Genomic DNA, 16,300 nt, shown 5'->3' with positions numbered 1-16,300 from the left:
GCACCCCGCAATGTTATTTCATCATACCGCAGAATTCTTCGTAAGACAGCAACTTGCCGCTTTTTGAGAGGATGAGCTTCGCCTTGTGGGCCTGTGCGGTCAAAAGAGCCTGCTCGATTTCCAGCACCATGGTGGTAAAAGGGCTGTCGGTTTTTCCATCGCGGTTGCGCTGCCTGCGGTGGGCCAGAGTCTCTTGCGGCGTACTGTTCAGCAAAATGGGCAGGTCTACCCCACTTAAGAAGTCGCTGTTGCTGTGTGTCCACTCGATAATCAAAACCGATACATTACTGAAATCGACAAGGTCATACCACAGCTGCGCCTCTTCACGTCCCATGCGCTTCAGCATGATGGCCTGTGCGCCGTTTTGGAACTGCGCGATGATATCAGTGACGCGGGAAAAATCGATTTCGTTGGGCGTGCCCAGATATCCTTTTAATCCGTTTCGCCCCGTGGCCTGATAAATCGAGAGCCACGGGTGCGTTTCGCACAGGCGGGGGTCGGCGTCTTGATCACGCAGCATCAATTCGTGTAGGATGCCGCCGATTTCGGCGGTGTACACGCCGTGGGCGAAAAGGCCTTTGATGCCGCTGTCCCGGAACACACGCATCCGTTCCGCATCGTTGTGTTTGGGGATGCGATAGGGGTAATTATCGCCCGAGAGAATATAACACGGTACATCCAGCTGCCGCAGATACCAGCCCAAAAGAGAAGCCGTTTCCGATTTGCCGACGCCCGATCCGCCGCAAACACCAATGACACAACGGGGGCATTTCTTTTGCTCCAGTATCTTGGCCAGCAAAGCAATGAGTGGCGGAGTCAATGTATTCGCCTTCTGGATGTGCCCTTCGTCGATCACAATTTTATCTCCTGGCATATCGCCATGGGGGATCTCTTGCGGTACATGCTGCGGAACAAGCGACGCTTTCTGTACCAGCAACGTATTCAGACGGCTTGACAATGTGTGTTCCATGTTCATTCTCCTCTTTGATTGTGGTTGGGATTAAAAAATAGCGCAGAATTGGCGTTTGACTTCCAAACAGAGCTATGCAATAATAACGGATAGAACAAGACGGGAGGGAAAAGACGAATGGCAACCTTGAAAGATGTGGCACAGCTGGCGGGTGTAACGGTAACGACGATTTCCCGTATGCTGAACAACCGCGCTAATGTTAGTCCTAAAACACGGGCGAAAATCGAACAGGCAATGCAGGAGTTGGATTACCAGCCCAATGAGATCGCTCAATCCCTGATCAAGCAAAAAAGTAATATCATCGGCCTAATCGTTCCTTCCGCGCGCAACTTTTTTTTCAGCATGGTGATCGACCATGTGGAGCGGTATGCCAGCCTCAATGGCTACAAGCTGCTGCTTTGTATTTCCGATTTGGAACTGCGCAAAGAGAAAGAGTATTTTAATATGCTGAAGGGCAACAAAGTGGCGGGCGTGATCCTGGCCAGCCATACGCAGAACCTTGAAAAGCATATTTCTTTGACGCAGCCGTTGGTCACCATTGACCGAACGGTCTCGGAAGAGATCCCCTCTGTCTGCGCAGACAACTATAACGGCGGGCGTCTGGCCGCCCGGCATCTTTTGGAGAAGGGGTGCAGAAGCCTTGCGTATATCAGCGGCAGCGCCAATATCAAGATGGATGCCAATAAGCGTTATATCGGCTTTGGCGATGTGTGCCGGGAGCAAGGTGTAAAAGGGCCTGTGATGGTGGATGCCAGCGAACAGCAGTTCATCACGATGAAATATCAAAACCTGATCCATGAACTGTTTCAGCAGCACCCGGATGTGGATGGCATATTTGCTTCCAACGACATCATCGCCGCGCAGATCCTGCAGTATTGCGCCGGGGCAGGCATCCGCGTGCCGGAGAAACTGAAAGTGATTGGCTATGACGACATTGATCTGGCCTCTCTTTGCACTCCACAGCTGACGACCATCCGCCAGCCGGTGGAAGCGATCTGCAAGTGCGCGGTGGAACAAGTAGTGCGTGCGGCAAAAGGGGAAACAGTGCCCGATAACGTGACATTTCCTGTGGAACTGGTCGTGCGCGAAACGACCTAACTACTCCTACTTATAAGGCTAATAGATAATTTCAAAAATGTCAATCGATTAACATAAAAATGTGCTTATGAATTTTAGAAGCTATTTATAGAGATTTTGCACAAAGAAAACTTTATGGTTCATAGCGCTTGAAATGCCGGTGTTTTAAATTTTCTTCCAGATTTTATGGTGTTTAAACAAGCTGATTTCAGTTTTTTGGCATGGAAATCGCAATATATGTGAAAAATGCACAAAAATGAGAAGAGAAATTCTATTGCTAAAAAATGTTAATCGATTGACATTTTTGCTTTAATCAATTATGCTTTTGTTAGAGCTTGATGGAGCAGGGGCAGTAAAAGCAGCAAAACAACAGATGCAAAGAAAGGGTTTGAAGCCATGGAGAGAATAAAGCGCGTTCAGAGAAAGAAAAAAACAGGCGGGCAGGCCTGGCGGCTGCTGCTGATTGCGGCTCCTGGTATTCTCTACCTGTTGATCAACAACTATATTCCCATGTTGGGCGTTTTTCTCGCTTTTAAGGACTTCAACTATATGAAAGGCGTCTTCGGCAGCGACTGGTGCGGCTTCAAAAACTTTGAGTTTTTGTTTAAGACAAAGGACGCGTTTATCATGACGCGCAACACACTTGTGTACAATGCGGTCTTTATAGTAATCGGCACCGTCTTCGCCATTTTCGTGGCTATTCTGCTCAGCGAATTGGGCGAGCGCCTGCGCACCAAGTTCTTTCAAGCCTCCCTGCTGCTGCCCAACCTCCTGTCGTGGGTTATTATTGGCATCGTGGGCTATGCCTTTTTGAACGCGGACAATGGCTTTTTGGATAAAACGGTTTTGCCTGCGCTGGGATTAGACCCGGTGGCCTGGTATTCCACGCCGAAATACTGGCCCTTTATTTTGCTGCTGGTGTTCCTGTGGAAGAACACCGGCTACACATCCATCATCTATATGGCGGGTATCGCGGGCATCAACAAGGAAATTTACGAATCAGCCCAGCTGGATGGCGCGGGTAAACTGAAGCAGATATGGTACATCACACTGCCCATGCTGAAGCCGACTGTGATCATCACCACGCTGATGATGGTGGGACGTATTTTCTATTCCGACTTCGGCCTGTTCTACCAGGTGCCCCAAAACTCGGGCGTATTGTTCCCCGTGACACAGACGATTGATACTTACGTATACCGTGCGCTGATGACTTCCAACAATGTGGGTATGGCGGCGGCTGCCGCGCTGTTCCAGTCTGTGGTGGGGTTCCTCCTGGTGCTGGGGGCCAACACATTGGTGCGCAGGCTTGATTCCGACAATGCATTGTTTTGAGAGGGGGAAGGAAATGATAGAACAGAAAAGAGCTGTCCGTGTGTCGACGGCCATTACTTTGGTGCTGGTGATCGTTACGCTGATTCCTATCCTGCTGCTGGTGCTGGCCTCTTTTACCGACGAAAAAGAGATTCTGTCCAGTGGGTATACCTTGTTCCCGGAAAACTGGAGCCTCGATTCCTACATCTATATGATCAAACAGGGCAGCACCATCTTCCGCGCCTACGGTATTTCCATCTTGGTCACGGTCATCGGCACGGTTGCCAGTGTTTTCATCACTGCGATGCTGGCATACCCCATGTCCCGCAAAAGTTTCAAGTACCGCAATGCTCTGGCCTTCTTTGTGTTTTTTACCATGCTATTCAACGGTGGCGTCGTGGCTTCCTATATCATGTGGGCGCGCTTCTTCCATATCAAAGATACGCTCTTGGCCCTGATTCTGCCCAATTATCTGGTGACGGCGTTCAACGTGATTTTGGTGCGCAACTATTATCAGAACAATATTCCGGATTCATTGATCGAGTCGGCCCAGTTGGACGGCGCGGGCGAGGGCACCATTTTCTTTAAGATCATGCTACCTCTGGCGGTTCCTACCGTGGCGACCATCAGCCTGTTTACAGGCCTTACCTATTGGAACGACTGGATTAACGGCCTCTATTTCATTAATGATACCAAACTGTTTGGTATCCAGAACTTTTTGATCCGCATCATGAATAACATTCAGGCGTTGAAAAGCACTGCCGCTACCAGTGGTGTAGCGATTACGGTGGAACTACCCAGTTCCTCGGTACGCATGGCGCTGGCTGTCATTGGCATACTGCCGATTTTGGTGATTTTTCCGTTTGTTCAAAAATATTTGATTCGGGGCGTCGTAGTGGGCGCGGTAAAAGGTTGATCCGTACCCTTTGGGTGCGTGAATACAGTATCACACAACAAGAAAAGAGGAGAAAAGATGAAAATGAAGAAACTGATCGCGTTACTTCTATGCCTTGTCGTGGCTCTGACGGCCTGCGGCGGTACGGGCAGCAGCACTGCCGGCAGCACACCGGCAGCTGACGCTTCTTCCGGCAGCGCGCCGGCTGCCCCTTCCGGCGAAGTGGAGGAAATTGTTTTCGCCACGTGGACGATCAACTCGCCTCCGTCTGAGGAAGGCCTCCAAGCGGTAGAGGATGCCATCAACGAGATAACTGTGGACAAAATTGGCGTAAAAGTAGACTATCAGGTGTATCCAGTTGCTGAATATTTTAACAAGGTGTCAATGGAACTGCAGAGCGGCGGCCAGATCGACGCATTTTGCGCGTTTCAGAATTTTCAGACGATTCTGTCCAGCGATATGTGCTATGATATCACGGATCTGGTGGACGCCAACTGTCCCGATGTGAAAGAGCTGATCCCAGAGGACTGGTGGGACTGCGTTTCTTTGGACGGGCGCATCTATGCGCTGCCCGCATGGCTGCCCAGTGCGTTGTACATCAACTTGACATGGCGCAGTGACATCGCCGAGGAATTGGAAATCAGCCTGGATGACGTCAATTCCGTGGAGGACCTGACTGAAGTATTTGCCAAAGTGAAAGCTTCCTACCCGGAGATGTATCCTTTGATCGGTGGCAATGCTGGATTCGGTGGTTGGACGGGCATGACCTATGCTATTCCAGGCGTGGACAGCATGGGAGATAGCCCTCTGATGCCCGCGGGTGTTTTGATGGGCGACAGCGACACGGTCGTGAACCTGTTTGAGACAGAGGAATATGCCGAACAGATGGCGCTTGTGCGCGATTGGTACCAAAAAGGCTATATTATGCAGGATCTTGTTACCTACACGGGCACCAACATTGATTTGCTGGCCGCCGGCAATGGGTTCGCCAACATCACGGGACAGGGCGGCCATCCGGACTACGTAGCCACCAATGCCTCCAATCAAACAGGTCAGCCCTTGGAAGGTAAGGCTCTTGGGAATGCGGTAATCAATACCAATAACGTAACCAATCAGCCTTTCTGCGTAGCTTCCACGAGCAAGCACCCGGAGGCGGCGCTGAAATTTCTGAACCTGACATATTGTGATGCGGACATTGCCAATCTGATTCAATGGGGCATCAAGGATCGCGACTATGTGGTGAACGAGGACGGTACGGTGCAGCCGCCCGAAGGGTTTGACTCCGCTTCCGTTCCCTATCCCGGCGGCTATATGAACTATGGCAATATGTATAGCGGCCTGGAATATCCGGCGGTGGGTACCTCTCAGGAAAGCGTCGAGTTCGGTGTGGACAACAACTACAATGCCAAACATTCCCATTCCTTCGGCTTCGTGTTCGACCCCAGCAATGTTACGGCACAGTATGCGGCGGTCAACAATGTAATTATGCAGTATTATTGCGGCCTTGACTGCGGCAGCGTGGATCCGGAGACGGCCATTCCTGAATTCAATCAGGCGTTGAAGGATGCGGGCATTGACGAAATTATTGCCGAAAAGCAGGCTCAATATGATGCATGGAAGGCTGCCCAATAAACAGGCACTGCACAAAATGACCAAGGGAAAAACAGCCCCGGCAATGCCGGGGCTGTTTTCCAAGGGACTACTCTTACTCGCTGTAATGGGAGAAATCACATGCAATAAGGATATCAGCACAGGCCTGCTGGATAGAGGGGAGAGCTATGAAGAACAAAGAAGTCATTGAAAAGATTTTGCACTATCACCCGTCCATGGCGGGATACGAGGGCTGTGACGGCTACAAAAGCGGGAACCCCGGCGCAGAGTGCACCGGCGTCGTATGCGCCCTGGTGCCCACGGTAGAGGTGATCCGCAAGGCGGCGGCCCTGGGGGCGAACCTCATCATCACCCACGAGCCGATCTACTACATGACGCCGGATTTTCCCCAGTGGCGAGGCCCCTTTGAAAACCGGGTATACGAGGAAAAACGGGCGATTTTGCAGGAAAAGGGAATTACCGTCTGGCGCGATCACGATCATATCCATGTCCATCAGCCGGACGGTATCTTCACGGGCGTGCTGAAATATCTGGGCTGGGAAGATTATTACCGCCCGGACACCGCCGGAATTCCTATGTTCTACCTGTGCCATTTGCCGGAGACCACCGTAGGTGAGCTGCGCCAATATCTGATGGAAAAACTGCATCTGAATGGCCTGCGGTATATTGGCGACCCCGGCGCGAAGGTGAGCCGTGTAGGCCTGTGCGCCCATTTGTATCCGGGCGGCTTTTGCCCCCAGCAGGGCGGTGACAGTGAGGTCTACGCCGATTACGCCACCTTGCTGATAGGCGAGATGGAAAAAGAAAATGGCATCGAAGTGCTGATCCCCGGTGAGATTATCGAGTGGGACATCCTTTCTTATATCCGCGACGCCGTGGCTATGGGGAAAAACAAAGCCTGCATGAACATCGGCCATTTTAATCTGGAAGAACTGGGCATGCGTTATATGGCCGATTGGCTGCCAGGGCTGTTGGACGGCACGCTGCCCGTGACCTATGTGCCAACCGGCGATATCTTCCAGTACGAATAAAAGGGGAGGCAACGCGGATGGAAGCATGGGAGCAGCAATATAAGGCGATTTTGGAGGAGATGGAAAAGCATCCGGTGCTGCACGATCTCGAAAATGACGAGCTCCAACCGATGATATGGTATAAAAAATGGCTGGTGGGCTGTGCGTGCGGCGGGGATTACCCGTATTGTATGTATGTGAAAAAAGGCCGCTCCGACAAGCTGCTGGTGTTCATGATTGGCGGTGGCTTATCCATCAACGAGGAAACGGCACGCGGCCCCGGCACACTGAAAAGGATTTTGCAGGGAAAGGTTGGCTTTTACACCGACGAGGTGCAGCCCGGAAATGAGCGTTGGTTTTTTCGCCTCCCGGAAAACAAGGGCATCCTCACACTCGAAGAAAACAACTGCTTTGCGGATTGGAACATCGCAATGGTGAACTATGGCACAGGAGATTTTCATATCGGCCAACGCGATTTCTCCTACACCGATGAAAACGGCAACCCGCAGGTGCTGCACCATCGGGGATATGCCAACTTCAAAGCGTGTCTTGCCCATATCACGAGGTGGTTCCCAAACCCGGAGAAGCTTTTGATTGCCGGCGAGAGCGCCGGAGCCTTTGCGGTGCCGGCCATTGCCGGGGACGTCATTGCAGCCTTTCCGAAATGCACGGATGTCACCGTTTGCTCCGACAGCGCACTTATGCTGTCAGACCGTTGGCCGCAGATTGTCCGCGAAACATGGAACGCACCGCAGCACATTGCCGAGGGCGTGCAGACGGATAACATTCTGGTGGATTTTTTTCGGCAGCTGGTCGGACAGATCGGGGAACGGGCGCGCTACCTCTTCCTCTGTGGCGTGGGAGACACGGCACTAACGACCTTCCAGAATTATTTTGACATAGGTATATTGGCCTATACGCCGGAGGGTGCCGCGCATATGGGGAAGGCTTTGACCCGTCAGGTAGAGCAGCTGCAGGCGCTGGGTGTACCCTTTCACTTCTACATCCATGATTTTAAGCAGCCGGATGGCCTTACGCAGCATATGACTCTGGCGGCCAGCACGTTCCTCGAAGGCCAGGTATCAGGAATCTCTCCCATGCAGTGGCTGGACGATGCAGTAAATGGTAAGACTTACAACGTGGGGATGGATCTTTTGCCGCGCTGACAGGCGTCGGCCGGGACGGGTAGATAAAATAAAATAATTTTGTAAAAAGGAGAAATGATGTATGGCTGATATTTCCATGAGCTTTTTCTCACAGGCAATGGGCCGCCATGTGACGGTGAAAGTGATTCTTCCTTTTGATACAGCGGTGCTGTTCGGTTTCAAAGAACCCTACAAAACCCTCTACTTTTTGCCAGGCTACAGTGCCAATGCCCAAAGCATTTTGTCCAGCACGATTCTGGCAGAGCGCGCAGCTGCCAAGGGCTTCGCGGTAATCATTCCCGACGGAGAAAATTCCTTCTACACAAACCAGGAGGATATCCGCGCGCTTTACGAAACGTTCGTCAGCGAGGAACTGGTGGCGGTCACCCGCAAGCTGTTTCCCCTGTCGGACAAGCGGGAGGACACCTACATCGGCGGTATTTCCATGGGCGGGTTTGGCAGTTTGATGCTGGGGAGCCGCCACATGGATACTTTCAGCAAAATTCTGGCCCTGTCCCCGGCCACGAATCCCTACAGGAACAATCTGCTGGAGGGCGGTTTTACAAGAGTACAGCTCGACAGGTACTTCAAAAGTGAGGAATATTACCTGGCCAACTATCACCCTGCCAACAATCTGAAAAAGGCCCGGGAGGAAGAAAAGGCCCTGCCGGATATCTTCCTGTGTTGTGGCGAGCAGGATCCACTCACCTACGAGATGGACTGCGAATTCGTCAAGGAGATGGAGCGGGCTGGTATACCAGTGACCGCACAGTGGGGCGAGGGTGTTCACGACCCCTTATATTGGAATACGCTGTTGCCTGCGGCTATCGATTTCATGCTGAAGGAGTGACTGCCTGTCCTGCGCAGCCGGGGCCTTTGTGCCCTGGCTGCCAGGCATGGGCCGTGAAACAGGAGAGAGACCATGAAAAAACTTGGCTTTGGGCTGATGCGTCTGCCTCTGATGGACGCGGACGACCCTAAAAAGATCGATCGGGAAGCCGTCTGCCGTATGGTGGATTTGTTTATGGAACAGGGATTTGGCTATTTCGATACCGCCTACCCTTATCATGAGGGGCTGAGTGAAACTGTTTTCCAGGAAGCGGTGGCCAAACGCTATCCGCGCAATGCCTATACCATCACGGACAAGCTGCCGCTGTATCTACTGCGAAAAGAAGAAGAAATGGAACAGATCTTCCAGCAGCAACTGAACCGGCTGGGCCTTGATTTTATCGATTATTACTGGCTGCATAATGTGGGAACGGCCAGCTACGCCGTGGCCCAAAGGCTGGGCGCTTTTGAATTCGTGCGTAAAAAGAAAGAGCAAGGGAAGGTAGGACATATCGGATTTTCTTTCCACGACCGGGCCGACCTGCTGGACCGGGTGCTGATGGAGCATCCAGAGATGGAGTTTGTTCAGTTACAACTGAATTATCTGGATTGGGAGGATACCAATGTCCAGGCACGCCTTTGCTATGAGGCGGCGATCCGCCATGGTAAGCAGGTCATGGTGATGGAGCCGGTGAAAGGTGGGACACTGGCATCGCTGCCGCCCCAGGCCAAGGAGTTGTTGGAACAGTATCGCCCTGGCTTGTCTCCGGCAGGATGGGCCCTTTTGTTCGCCGCAAGCCGAAAAGAGGTGGCGATGGTGCTTTCGGGGATGAGCGACCGGCAGCAGATGGAGGAAAATCTGTTGGTGATGGAAAACCAGCCGCCACTGACGGCCAGGGAGGAACAAACACTGCTGCAGGTGGCCGAGATTCTGCGGGAAAAGATTGCTATCCCCTGTACGGCGTGTCGCTATTGTGTGGCTGGATGTCCCAAGCATATTGCGATTCCGGACTATTTTTCTTTGTACAACAGTCTGCGCCGCTTCGGACCGGAGCAATGGGGCAATGTGAGTGCTTATTATAACAACCTCACACAGACCCACGGCGGAGCCTCGGACTGCGTGGGCTGTGGCGCTTGCGAGGCGCACTGTCCCCAGCATCTGCCCATCCGGGAACATCTGCACCAAGTGGCCGTGGCACTGGAGAGGGACGAGAATTGAATTTTTTGAAAAAGAACAGGGAGGGTCCGGCATGAAAAATGGACTAATCACCCGAGCGGATGATTTTGGCTCGGGCCTGGCGGCCAACGAAGCCATTCTTGCGGCGCTGGCCGCAGGCCATTTGATCCGTAATGTGTCCTGCATGGCCGTGGGAACCACCATCGAACAAGGCGCCCCGGAATTGGCACAGCTGTGCGGGAGCGTTGACGTGGGCCTCCATTTTACATTGAATTCTGAATGGGACGCCGTCAAATGGACGCCCTGTGCACCGAAAGAGAAAATAGGCTCTCTGCTGGACGCCCATGGGCAGTTTTATCAGACGAGGCAGGGATTGGCACAGGCGGGCACAGACATGGAGGAGATCCTGCTGGAACTGAATGCTCAGCTGGACAGACTGACGGCCCTGGGGCTGCCTGTCAGCTATGTGGACGCGCATATGGCTCCCGATGCGGCCATTCCGGGCCTTTCCGATGAAATGCGTTCCTGGGCCGCCGGCAAGGGGCTTTTGTATGTGCGGGATTACTATAACTTCCCGCCGGCGGATATGCCGGCCTTTGGCCCCACCGAAGAGGTCTATCAGAAAAACGTGGAGCGCTGGCTGGACAGCTTTGCCGAGGGCGCCCAGTACCTGTATTTTCAGCATCCCGCTAGGCTGAGCGACGAGACCATGGCTTTTTCCAACATGGATTTCAAGCCGGGCATCGTGGCCTGGGAAAGGGAACTGGAATACCGTTCAGCAATCTCGCCTGCTTGGCGCGGCCGGCTGCGAGACAGGGACATTGTTCTGCTGCGCTACCGGGACGCCCGGCCGCCGGAACATGAAATTAGCCGTACAGGCACGAATTTTTAGGAGGGGAATATGGAACACCGTATTTTTTCACTGGACGCCCACACCTGGAGGATCGAGGAATACGATGAGACAACCAGTGTATATATGTATCTGCTGGAGGGCGAACGAGAGGCCGCGCTGATCGATACAGGGGTCGGGATGATCGATCTGAAAAAGATCGTCCAGTCATTGACCGCACTGCCTCTGCTGGTGCTCAACACCCATGGCCACTTCGACCACACGGGCGGGAACACGTCATTCGACCGCGTTTATCTCCACGAGGCTGATAAAGAGGCTTACCGCGTACATTACAAGATGCAGGAGCAATTTCCCCAATACACCTTCCGCACACCGAAGGGCGATATCCTATCCATGCGTGATGGCGACAGTTTCGATCTGGGCGGCCGCACCTTGGAAGTGATCCATACGCCGGGGCACACGATAGGCTCCGTCTGTGTGCTGGATCGGGAACGTCGCTGGCTGTTCACCGGCGACACCTGCTGCAAGGCGGACGTGCTGCTGAACCTGGACTATTGCACCACGGTGGAAGAATATCTGGGAACCATCCGTAAGCTACAGGTTCTGCAGCAGCAATATGACGTCACCTGGCCCGCCCATTACGCGGTGCCGGTGGAACCGTCTGTGCTGGATCAGTTTTTAGAAGCAGGGCAGATGCTTTGCGAAGGCAAGGCAAGGGGAGAACGGATCGACACAGCTTTGGGTCCATGCGAACGCCTCCCCTTTCAAGACATTGGTATTGTGTACCTGCCAGAAAGAGTCAAAGCTAATCGAGTATTGATAGGAGGCATTGCAGATGTCATAAGAAAAATTTAGTAATTACGCTTATGGCTGGTCCGTAGCTATTATAGTGCAGTCATCTGCGAACAGATCAAATAAATTAAGGACAATGGTTTCCATGATATGGTGAAACCCGCTTTAGTGGATAATTTGATAGCTACTGGTCTTTCTGGCATCGATTGCAGAGTCGTTTTTTGGAATCAACCGCAATGTTGTTGCGCGGCAAATTAACAAGAGAAGTGATAATAGACAGATGGAGAAGCTGTTTATTATAGTGATATTTGTCATCATTGGAATCAGTTACTATAACACGCGGACATCTATGAAATAGGATTTGAGCATAATTTATGCTCTACATACGTTAAGGCAGCCAATGCACAGTTTGTGCGTGGCTGCCTTTTTTATTAACATGTTCCATAGCCAACGGTAAATATGGCAGTATATTGGGCACGTGCTCCTCCAATCAAACTGAAATTTTAAATTTTAGTTTGATTGGAGGAAGAGGCGATGGCGTATAACCATCGGAGCGCTGAAAAAACGTGGGTCAAGTGGAAAGAACAGGAAGAAAAACAACTGCGGGAATTGGATGTGGACGAGGACACTATCCAGCGCCTGCATACATACGATTGGCAGCAGTTTAAAGCGGATCGCAACTTTTATGAAAAGCTGTCGGAGAATAGCCAAGTAATCGAATGGACGCCGCAGATGAATGATAGAGAACTGGAAAACGCAGACAACTTGCTCAATAATATTGAAAATAAGGAACTACTGGCTATTTTAGAAAAAGTGGACAAGCTCACATTGGAAATGCTGGCAATGCGAATAGCGGGCTATTCAACGCCGCAAATATGCCGCAGATTTCATGTAACAAGATATTCTTACTACAACCGAATCAAGCGACTCAAAGAAAAATTAAAAAATTTTTTGGGGAGCGACTAAAAACGCCCTTTGTCATTGGCTATAGGGTGAAAGGCTTTTAAAACGTCTTTCACCTGTAGCTTGACAACCGCATACCAGCACGGTAGGTACGTTCCCGCCCATACGAGCGACACCGGGAAAAGCGCCATGACGTACAGACGGCCGTATGTCTTCCCTCCGCGGAGGACAGACATATGTGTCAGCCTGCGCCGAGCGATCCATTTTGCCCGAAAAGAGGATCAAGCAGGCTTTTTTGCGTTTGACTATGGAGCGGGGGATAATGACACGCCTGTTGCCCGGCACACAAGACCGGGTGGCCGACCTCGGGTTGTAATCAGTAAGACCCTTGGGGAGCCAGCGAGCGGTTGTAAGCGATCGACCCGCCTGCCGTGTTCCCATGTGCGCGGGGGGCGAGCTGCAAATACGGCACAGAAAACCAAATCAGGAAGATGAAAACGACACTGTCGTTGACGTCAAATCCGTGCGGCGCAGAGGTAAGGCTCTGCGCCGCATCAGTTTGCCGCCAACGGCGGGGAGGATCAGGAGAATGTCGTATGGAACAAAGAAAATCCTATGAAAAGGCACATGCTTTAATCGAACACATTTTTTGTGACGTATTGCCGGAAAATGGGCTTGTGGTACGGGAGGCACAGATAGCTCTATGCCATGAGATGCTGGACGCATTGATGCTGAACCGTATCGCACTTTGCGACGCAGGCGTGGGGATCGGCAAAACACACGCCTATCTGGTAGCATGCCTGTTGTGGCAAATTTATCGTCCCGCACATCTGCCGTGCACGGTGATTATCTCAACCTCCAGTGTGGCGCTGCAGAATGCGATTGTAAGGGAGTACCTTCCATTTTTGTCGCGTGTGCTGCTGAAAATGGGAGTCATAGACAAGCCGATCCATGCAGCTGTGCGGAAAGGAAAAGAGCGCTTTGTATGCGAAGCGCGGCTGTCGGAGCGGTTGGTGCAGATACGGAACAAGACACAGGCCGGCAACCGGCAAAAAGCGGCGCTCCAAGTGTTGGGAAAGACATACGACTTGGACGAGGCTGTGGACATTTCAGAATTTGACCGCAGTCATGTGTGTGTGCCGCCCTTTTGTCCTCATAACTGTGCCGTGCGGGATTTTTGCCGGTATCAACAGTATCTGCGGAGTGCGAGGGGGGCGGATGTTACAGTACAGGTCTGTAACCATAATTTTTTGCTGGCTGACGCGGAGCATCGCCTGCAGGGAATACGACCGCTGTTAAAAGAACACCATATTCTTGTCGTGGATGAGGCGCATAAGCTGCCGGAAGCGGCTCGGCAGATGTACAGCCGCAGTGTATCGCAGGAAAAACTGCGCACATTTTGCCGATTGCTGCAAAGAGAACATTTGACACGGGAAGCCAGTCGGTTGGCTGAATCACAGGAAGCGCTTTCTGCAACTTTGGAACGGGATGACCGGCTGGAGGAAGAAGCAAGGGTCACATTTGTCCTCACACCGCCTCGCGCCCGCGCACTGGAATTTGCCGTCACATGTCTGCGGCAGCTTGCCGCACATTTGACGCATTGCCTTTCCGAATGGATGGTGAGGCAGCTAAAGGATATGGCGGATACGCTGGAGATGTTCCAGAGCGAGGATCCTTGCTGTGTTCTCTATGTGCAGTATGACAAGACGGGGGCGCCCACGCTATGCGCGGTCAGCCGGGAAGTGCCTGCGCAGCTGGAACGAGCGTTGTGGGCTTTGGGGAAAGCTGCGATCCTCACTTCCGGCACCTTGGCTTCCGGCAATAGTTTTACGCGGATTAAGCAGATGCTGGGGCTGGAAAGAAATATTCGAACCAGTTCCTTTGAAGCATTGTCACCATTCAACTACAAACAAAATTGTCTTCTGTACATTCCCAGAGATATGCCCCCTCCCAGCAACACGAAAAGTGTGGATATACTCGCGCAGCGAATTGAAGAACTGACGGAAGCCACATATGGTCATGCGCTGGTGCTGTTCACATCCTATCGCTTGATGGGCGAAGTACACGCAATGCTGCAGAACCGCCTGCCGTTTCCCCTGCTGGAGGCGTGGCGCAATGGGCAGCAGATTATCCGTCTGTTCAAGAGCCTGCCCAATGCCGTGTTGTTCGCAGCTGGCCCGTGCTGGGAGGGGATAGATTTTCCGGGAGATATGGTGTCGCTGTTGGTGATTGCACGCTTGCCGTTCCCTGTGCCGGACCCCCTCAGTGAGGCAGAGCAGAAGCAATATCCCAGCCTGCATGACTATATCCAGACCGTGGTACTGCCAGATATGCAGCGTAAACTGCGACAGGGATTTGGACGGGCGATCCGAACAGAAACGGATACTTGTGTGGTGGCGATTTTGGACCAGCGCGCAGAAGAAGGGCAGCGATACCGTAATGCTGTGCTGGAGGCGCTGCCTAAGTGCCGGATAACGGACAATATGGAACAGGTGGCCCAATTTATTCAGGAACATAAAGAGCCTGAATATTTTGTGTGAAGTATCGTGGAAATACCTGCGCCTTACATTATTATATATAGGAGAGAGAACCGCATGAATCAGAAATACTTAATGGGTATGGCTGCGGAAGACGTTCAGACCATTGTGTTTGCAGCTACTGCGCCCAATGTGGCCGCGTTTATCCAGCAGAATAAGGCCGCGCCGGAACTGACTGTCTGTACGTTGGATTACAAAATGTTTTTGACGGCGCGCATGGGCCGAATCGATGCCTGCTCGGACCGCGCTTTTTTAGTAAATGAACTGCTGCCTGTCCTTGTGCCAATGCAGACGGGTTTGGTACAGGACGTGCCATTGGCTACTGTGCCGCGCGAGAGTGTACAGAATGATAGCTGCCCAGCCCCGGATTGGAATTATTTGCATTGGTTCGGATACAGCAATGAAAAACATCAAAAGATCATGGATGGCAGCGCATTGCTTGAATATGACCTGGGTGGTGAAAATATCCCGATGGAATTGCGGATCGGCCAATATCAGGAGGGAGGCGGGCTCGCCATTGAGCTGGTGTCATGGGCAGGGCGGGAGCCGGAGGATTGGGAAGCGCTTACTACAAACTTGTGTGTGCCGTGCGAAAGGGATCATGCTTTTGTAAATATAAACAATCCGGATGGGAAGGTGGTTTGTCAGTGGATAGAGAAAAACGATTTAGGCAAAGCGACAGGCAGACAACAGCAAAGCGGATTTTGCACTTACCCTGAGTATCACTTCGACGCCAAACGCTTGAAGGAACTGGATCGGGCGGGGTATGAAAAGTATCTTACTTCACTTCAGCAGCGGGGGAGAAAAAGTAAATCTGCGGGGAGACACGGAAGATGAGCGATGAATTAAAACTATGGGCATACGCCCGCAGCAGCTCTCCCCGTCCGGGGGGATTGATTCGTCAAATGGAACGACTACTTGCTGATGCAGGGCAGAACGGGTGGCAAATTGTTGGAGCATCGCAGGATATGAGCACAGGAAAAATGTTAACACGGATGGGACTGCGCGAAGCACAAAGAGCAATTCGGATGAAGCAAGCAAATGGCATCCTCGTAGAGAGTGTCGGGAAAATAAGCCATGAATACTACACAGCGCTGCGTGTCCTTGAATTTTTGCAGGATCACAGCGCTGTTTTGATTTGCACGCAGACTGACATCAGCTACGAACTACATATCAAAGGATTATCTCAGACTG

The 16,300-nt window shown here is 52.0% G+C and carries 16 protein-coding genes; 15 read left to right on the top strand and 1 reads right to left on the bottom strand.

Annotated elements, in window-relative coordinates; all coding sequences use genetic code 11:
* Nucleotides 1-13: 13 nt before the first annotated feature.
* Complete coding sequence (locus TQ39_RS15270; RefSeq protein WP_242853518.1) at nt 14-970, bottom strand: adenylyl-sulfate kinase; 957 nt, start codon at nt 968-970, stop codon at nt 14-16.
* A gap of 117 nt (nt 971-1,087) precedes the next feature.
* On the opposite strand from TQ39_RS15270, the gene TQ39_RS15265 reads away from it, so the two are divergent.
* The 15 genes from TQ39_RS15265 to TQ39_RS20960 all read left to right on the top strand — a co-directional run.
* Nucleotides 1,088-2,068 (top strand): LacI family DNA-binding transcriptional regulator, encoded by a 981-nt coding sequence (locus TQ39_RS15265; RefSeq protein WP_050006177.1) that lies wholly within the window; start codon nt 1,088-1,090, stop codon nt 2,066-2,068.
* Nucleotides 2,069-2,443: 375 nt separating this feature from the next.
* Nucleotides 2,444-3,379: an ABC transporter permease gene (locus tag TQ39_RS15260; RefSeq protein WP_050006176.1), complete on the top strand. Its 936-nt coding sequence runs from the start codon at nt 2,444-2,446 to the stop codon at nt 3,377-3,379.
* A 13-nt stretch (nt 3,380-3,392) separates the two neighbouring features.
* Nucleotides 3,393-4,274, top strand: coding sequence for a carbohydrate ABC transporter permease (locus tag TQ39_RS15255; protein WP_050006175.1), 882 nt, complete (start codon nt 3,393-3,395; stop codon nt 4,272-4,274).
* Nucleotides 4,275-4,337: 63 nt separating this feature from the next.
* Nucleotides 4,338-5,885, top strand: a complete 1,548-nt coding sequence (locus tag TQ39_RS15250; RefSeq protein WP_167541543.1) for an ABC transporter substrate-binding protein — start codon at nt 4,338-4,340, stop codon at nt 5,883-5,885.
* Nucleotides 5,827-6,054, top strand: coding sequence for a hypothetical protein (locus TQ39_RS20965; protein ID WP_156146354.1), 228 nt, complete (start codon nt 5,827-5,829; stop codon nt 6,052-6,054). Before TQ39_RS15250 ends, TQ39_RS20965 begins: the two co-directional genes overlap by 59 nt.
* Nucleotides 6,032-6,895 (top strand): Nif3-like dinuclear metal center hexameric protein, encoded by an 864-nt coding sequence (locus tag TQ39_RS15245; protein WP_050006173.1) that lies wholly within the window; start codon nt 6,032-6,034, stop codon nt 6,893-6,895. Before TQ39_RS20965 ends, TQ39_RS15245 begins: the two co-directional genes overlap by 23 nt.
* Nucleotides 6,896-6,912: 17 nt before the next feature.
* Nucleotides 6,913-8,040, top strand: a complete 1,128-nt coding sequence (locus tag TQ39_RS15240) for a pectin acetylesterase-family hydrolase (protein ID WP_050006172.1) — start codon at nt 6,913-6,915, stop codon at nt 8,038-8,040.
* A 61-nt stretch (nt 8,041-8,101) separates the two neighbouring features.
* Nucleotides 8,102-8,869, top strand: coding sequence for an alpha/beta hydrolase (locus tag TQ39_RS15235; RefSeq protein ID WP_050006171.1), 768 nt, complete (start codon nt 8,102-8,104; stop codon nt 8,867-8,869).
* 72 nt (nt 8,870-8,941) lie between these two features.
* Nucleotides 8,942-10,066, top strand: coding sequence for an aldo/keto reductase (locus TQ39_RS15230; RefSeq protein ID WP_050006170.1), 1,125 nt, complete (start codon nt 8,942-8,944; stop codon nt 10,064-10,066).
* A gap of 31 nt (nt 10,067-10,097) precedes the next feature.
* Entirely contained in the window at nt 10,098-10,916 is an 819-nt protein-coding gene (locus tag TQ39_RS15225) for a ChbG/HpnK family deacetylase (RefSeq protein WP_050006169.1), read from the top strand.
* Between the two features lie 9 nt (nt 10,917-10,925).
* Nucleotides 10,926-11,729, top strand: coding sequence for an MBL fold metallo-hydrolase (locus TQ39_RS15220; protein WP_050006168.1), 804 nt, complete (start codon nt 10,926-10,928; stop codon nt 11,727-11,729).
* A gap of 471 nt (nt 11,730-12,200) precedes the next feature.
* On the top strand, nt 12,201-12,632 hold the full coding sequence (locus TQ39_RS15215; RefSeq protein ID WP_050006167.1) for a sigma-70 RNA polymerase sigma factor region 4 domain-containing protein: 432 nt from the start codon (nt 12,201-12,203) through the stop codon (nt 12,630-12,632).
* A gap of 533 nt (nt 12,633-13,165) precedes the next feature.
* Nucleotides 13,166-15,109, top strand: a complete 1,944-nt coding sequence (locus TQ39_RS15210; RefSeq protein ID WP_050006166.1) for an ATP-dependent DNA helicase — start codon at nt 13,166-13,168, stop codon at nt 15,107-15,109.
* A 54-nt stretch (nt 15,110-15,163) separates the two neighbouring features.
* A complete protein-coding gene (locus TQ39_RS20470; protein WP_050006165.1) occupies nt 15,164-15,943 on the top strand; it encodes a DUF4313 domain-containing protein in 780 nt (259 codons plus the stop codon).
* A partial coding sequence (locus TQ39_RS20960; RefSeq protein ID WP_156146352.1) for a recombinase family protein occupies nt 15,940-16,300 on the top strand: 361 nt, incomplete at its 3' end. The genes TQ39_RS20470 and TQ39_RS20960, both read left to right, overlap by 4 nt.

Origin of the sequence: Ruthenibacterium lactatiformans (genome assembly GCF_000949455.1) — a bacterium.
In the GTDB taxonomy this organism is placed as follows: Bacteria; Bacillota; Clostridia; order Oscillospirales; family Ruminococcaceae; genus Ruthenibacterium; species Ruthenibacterium lactatiformans.
Note: the sequence above shows the minus strand (reverse complement) of the source record. Positions and strands in the feature narration are given on the sequence as shown.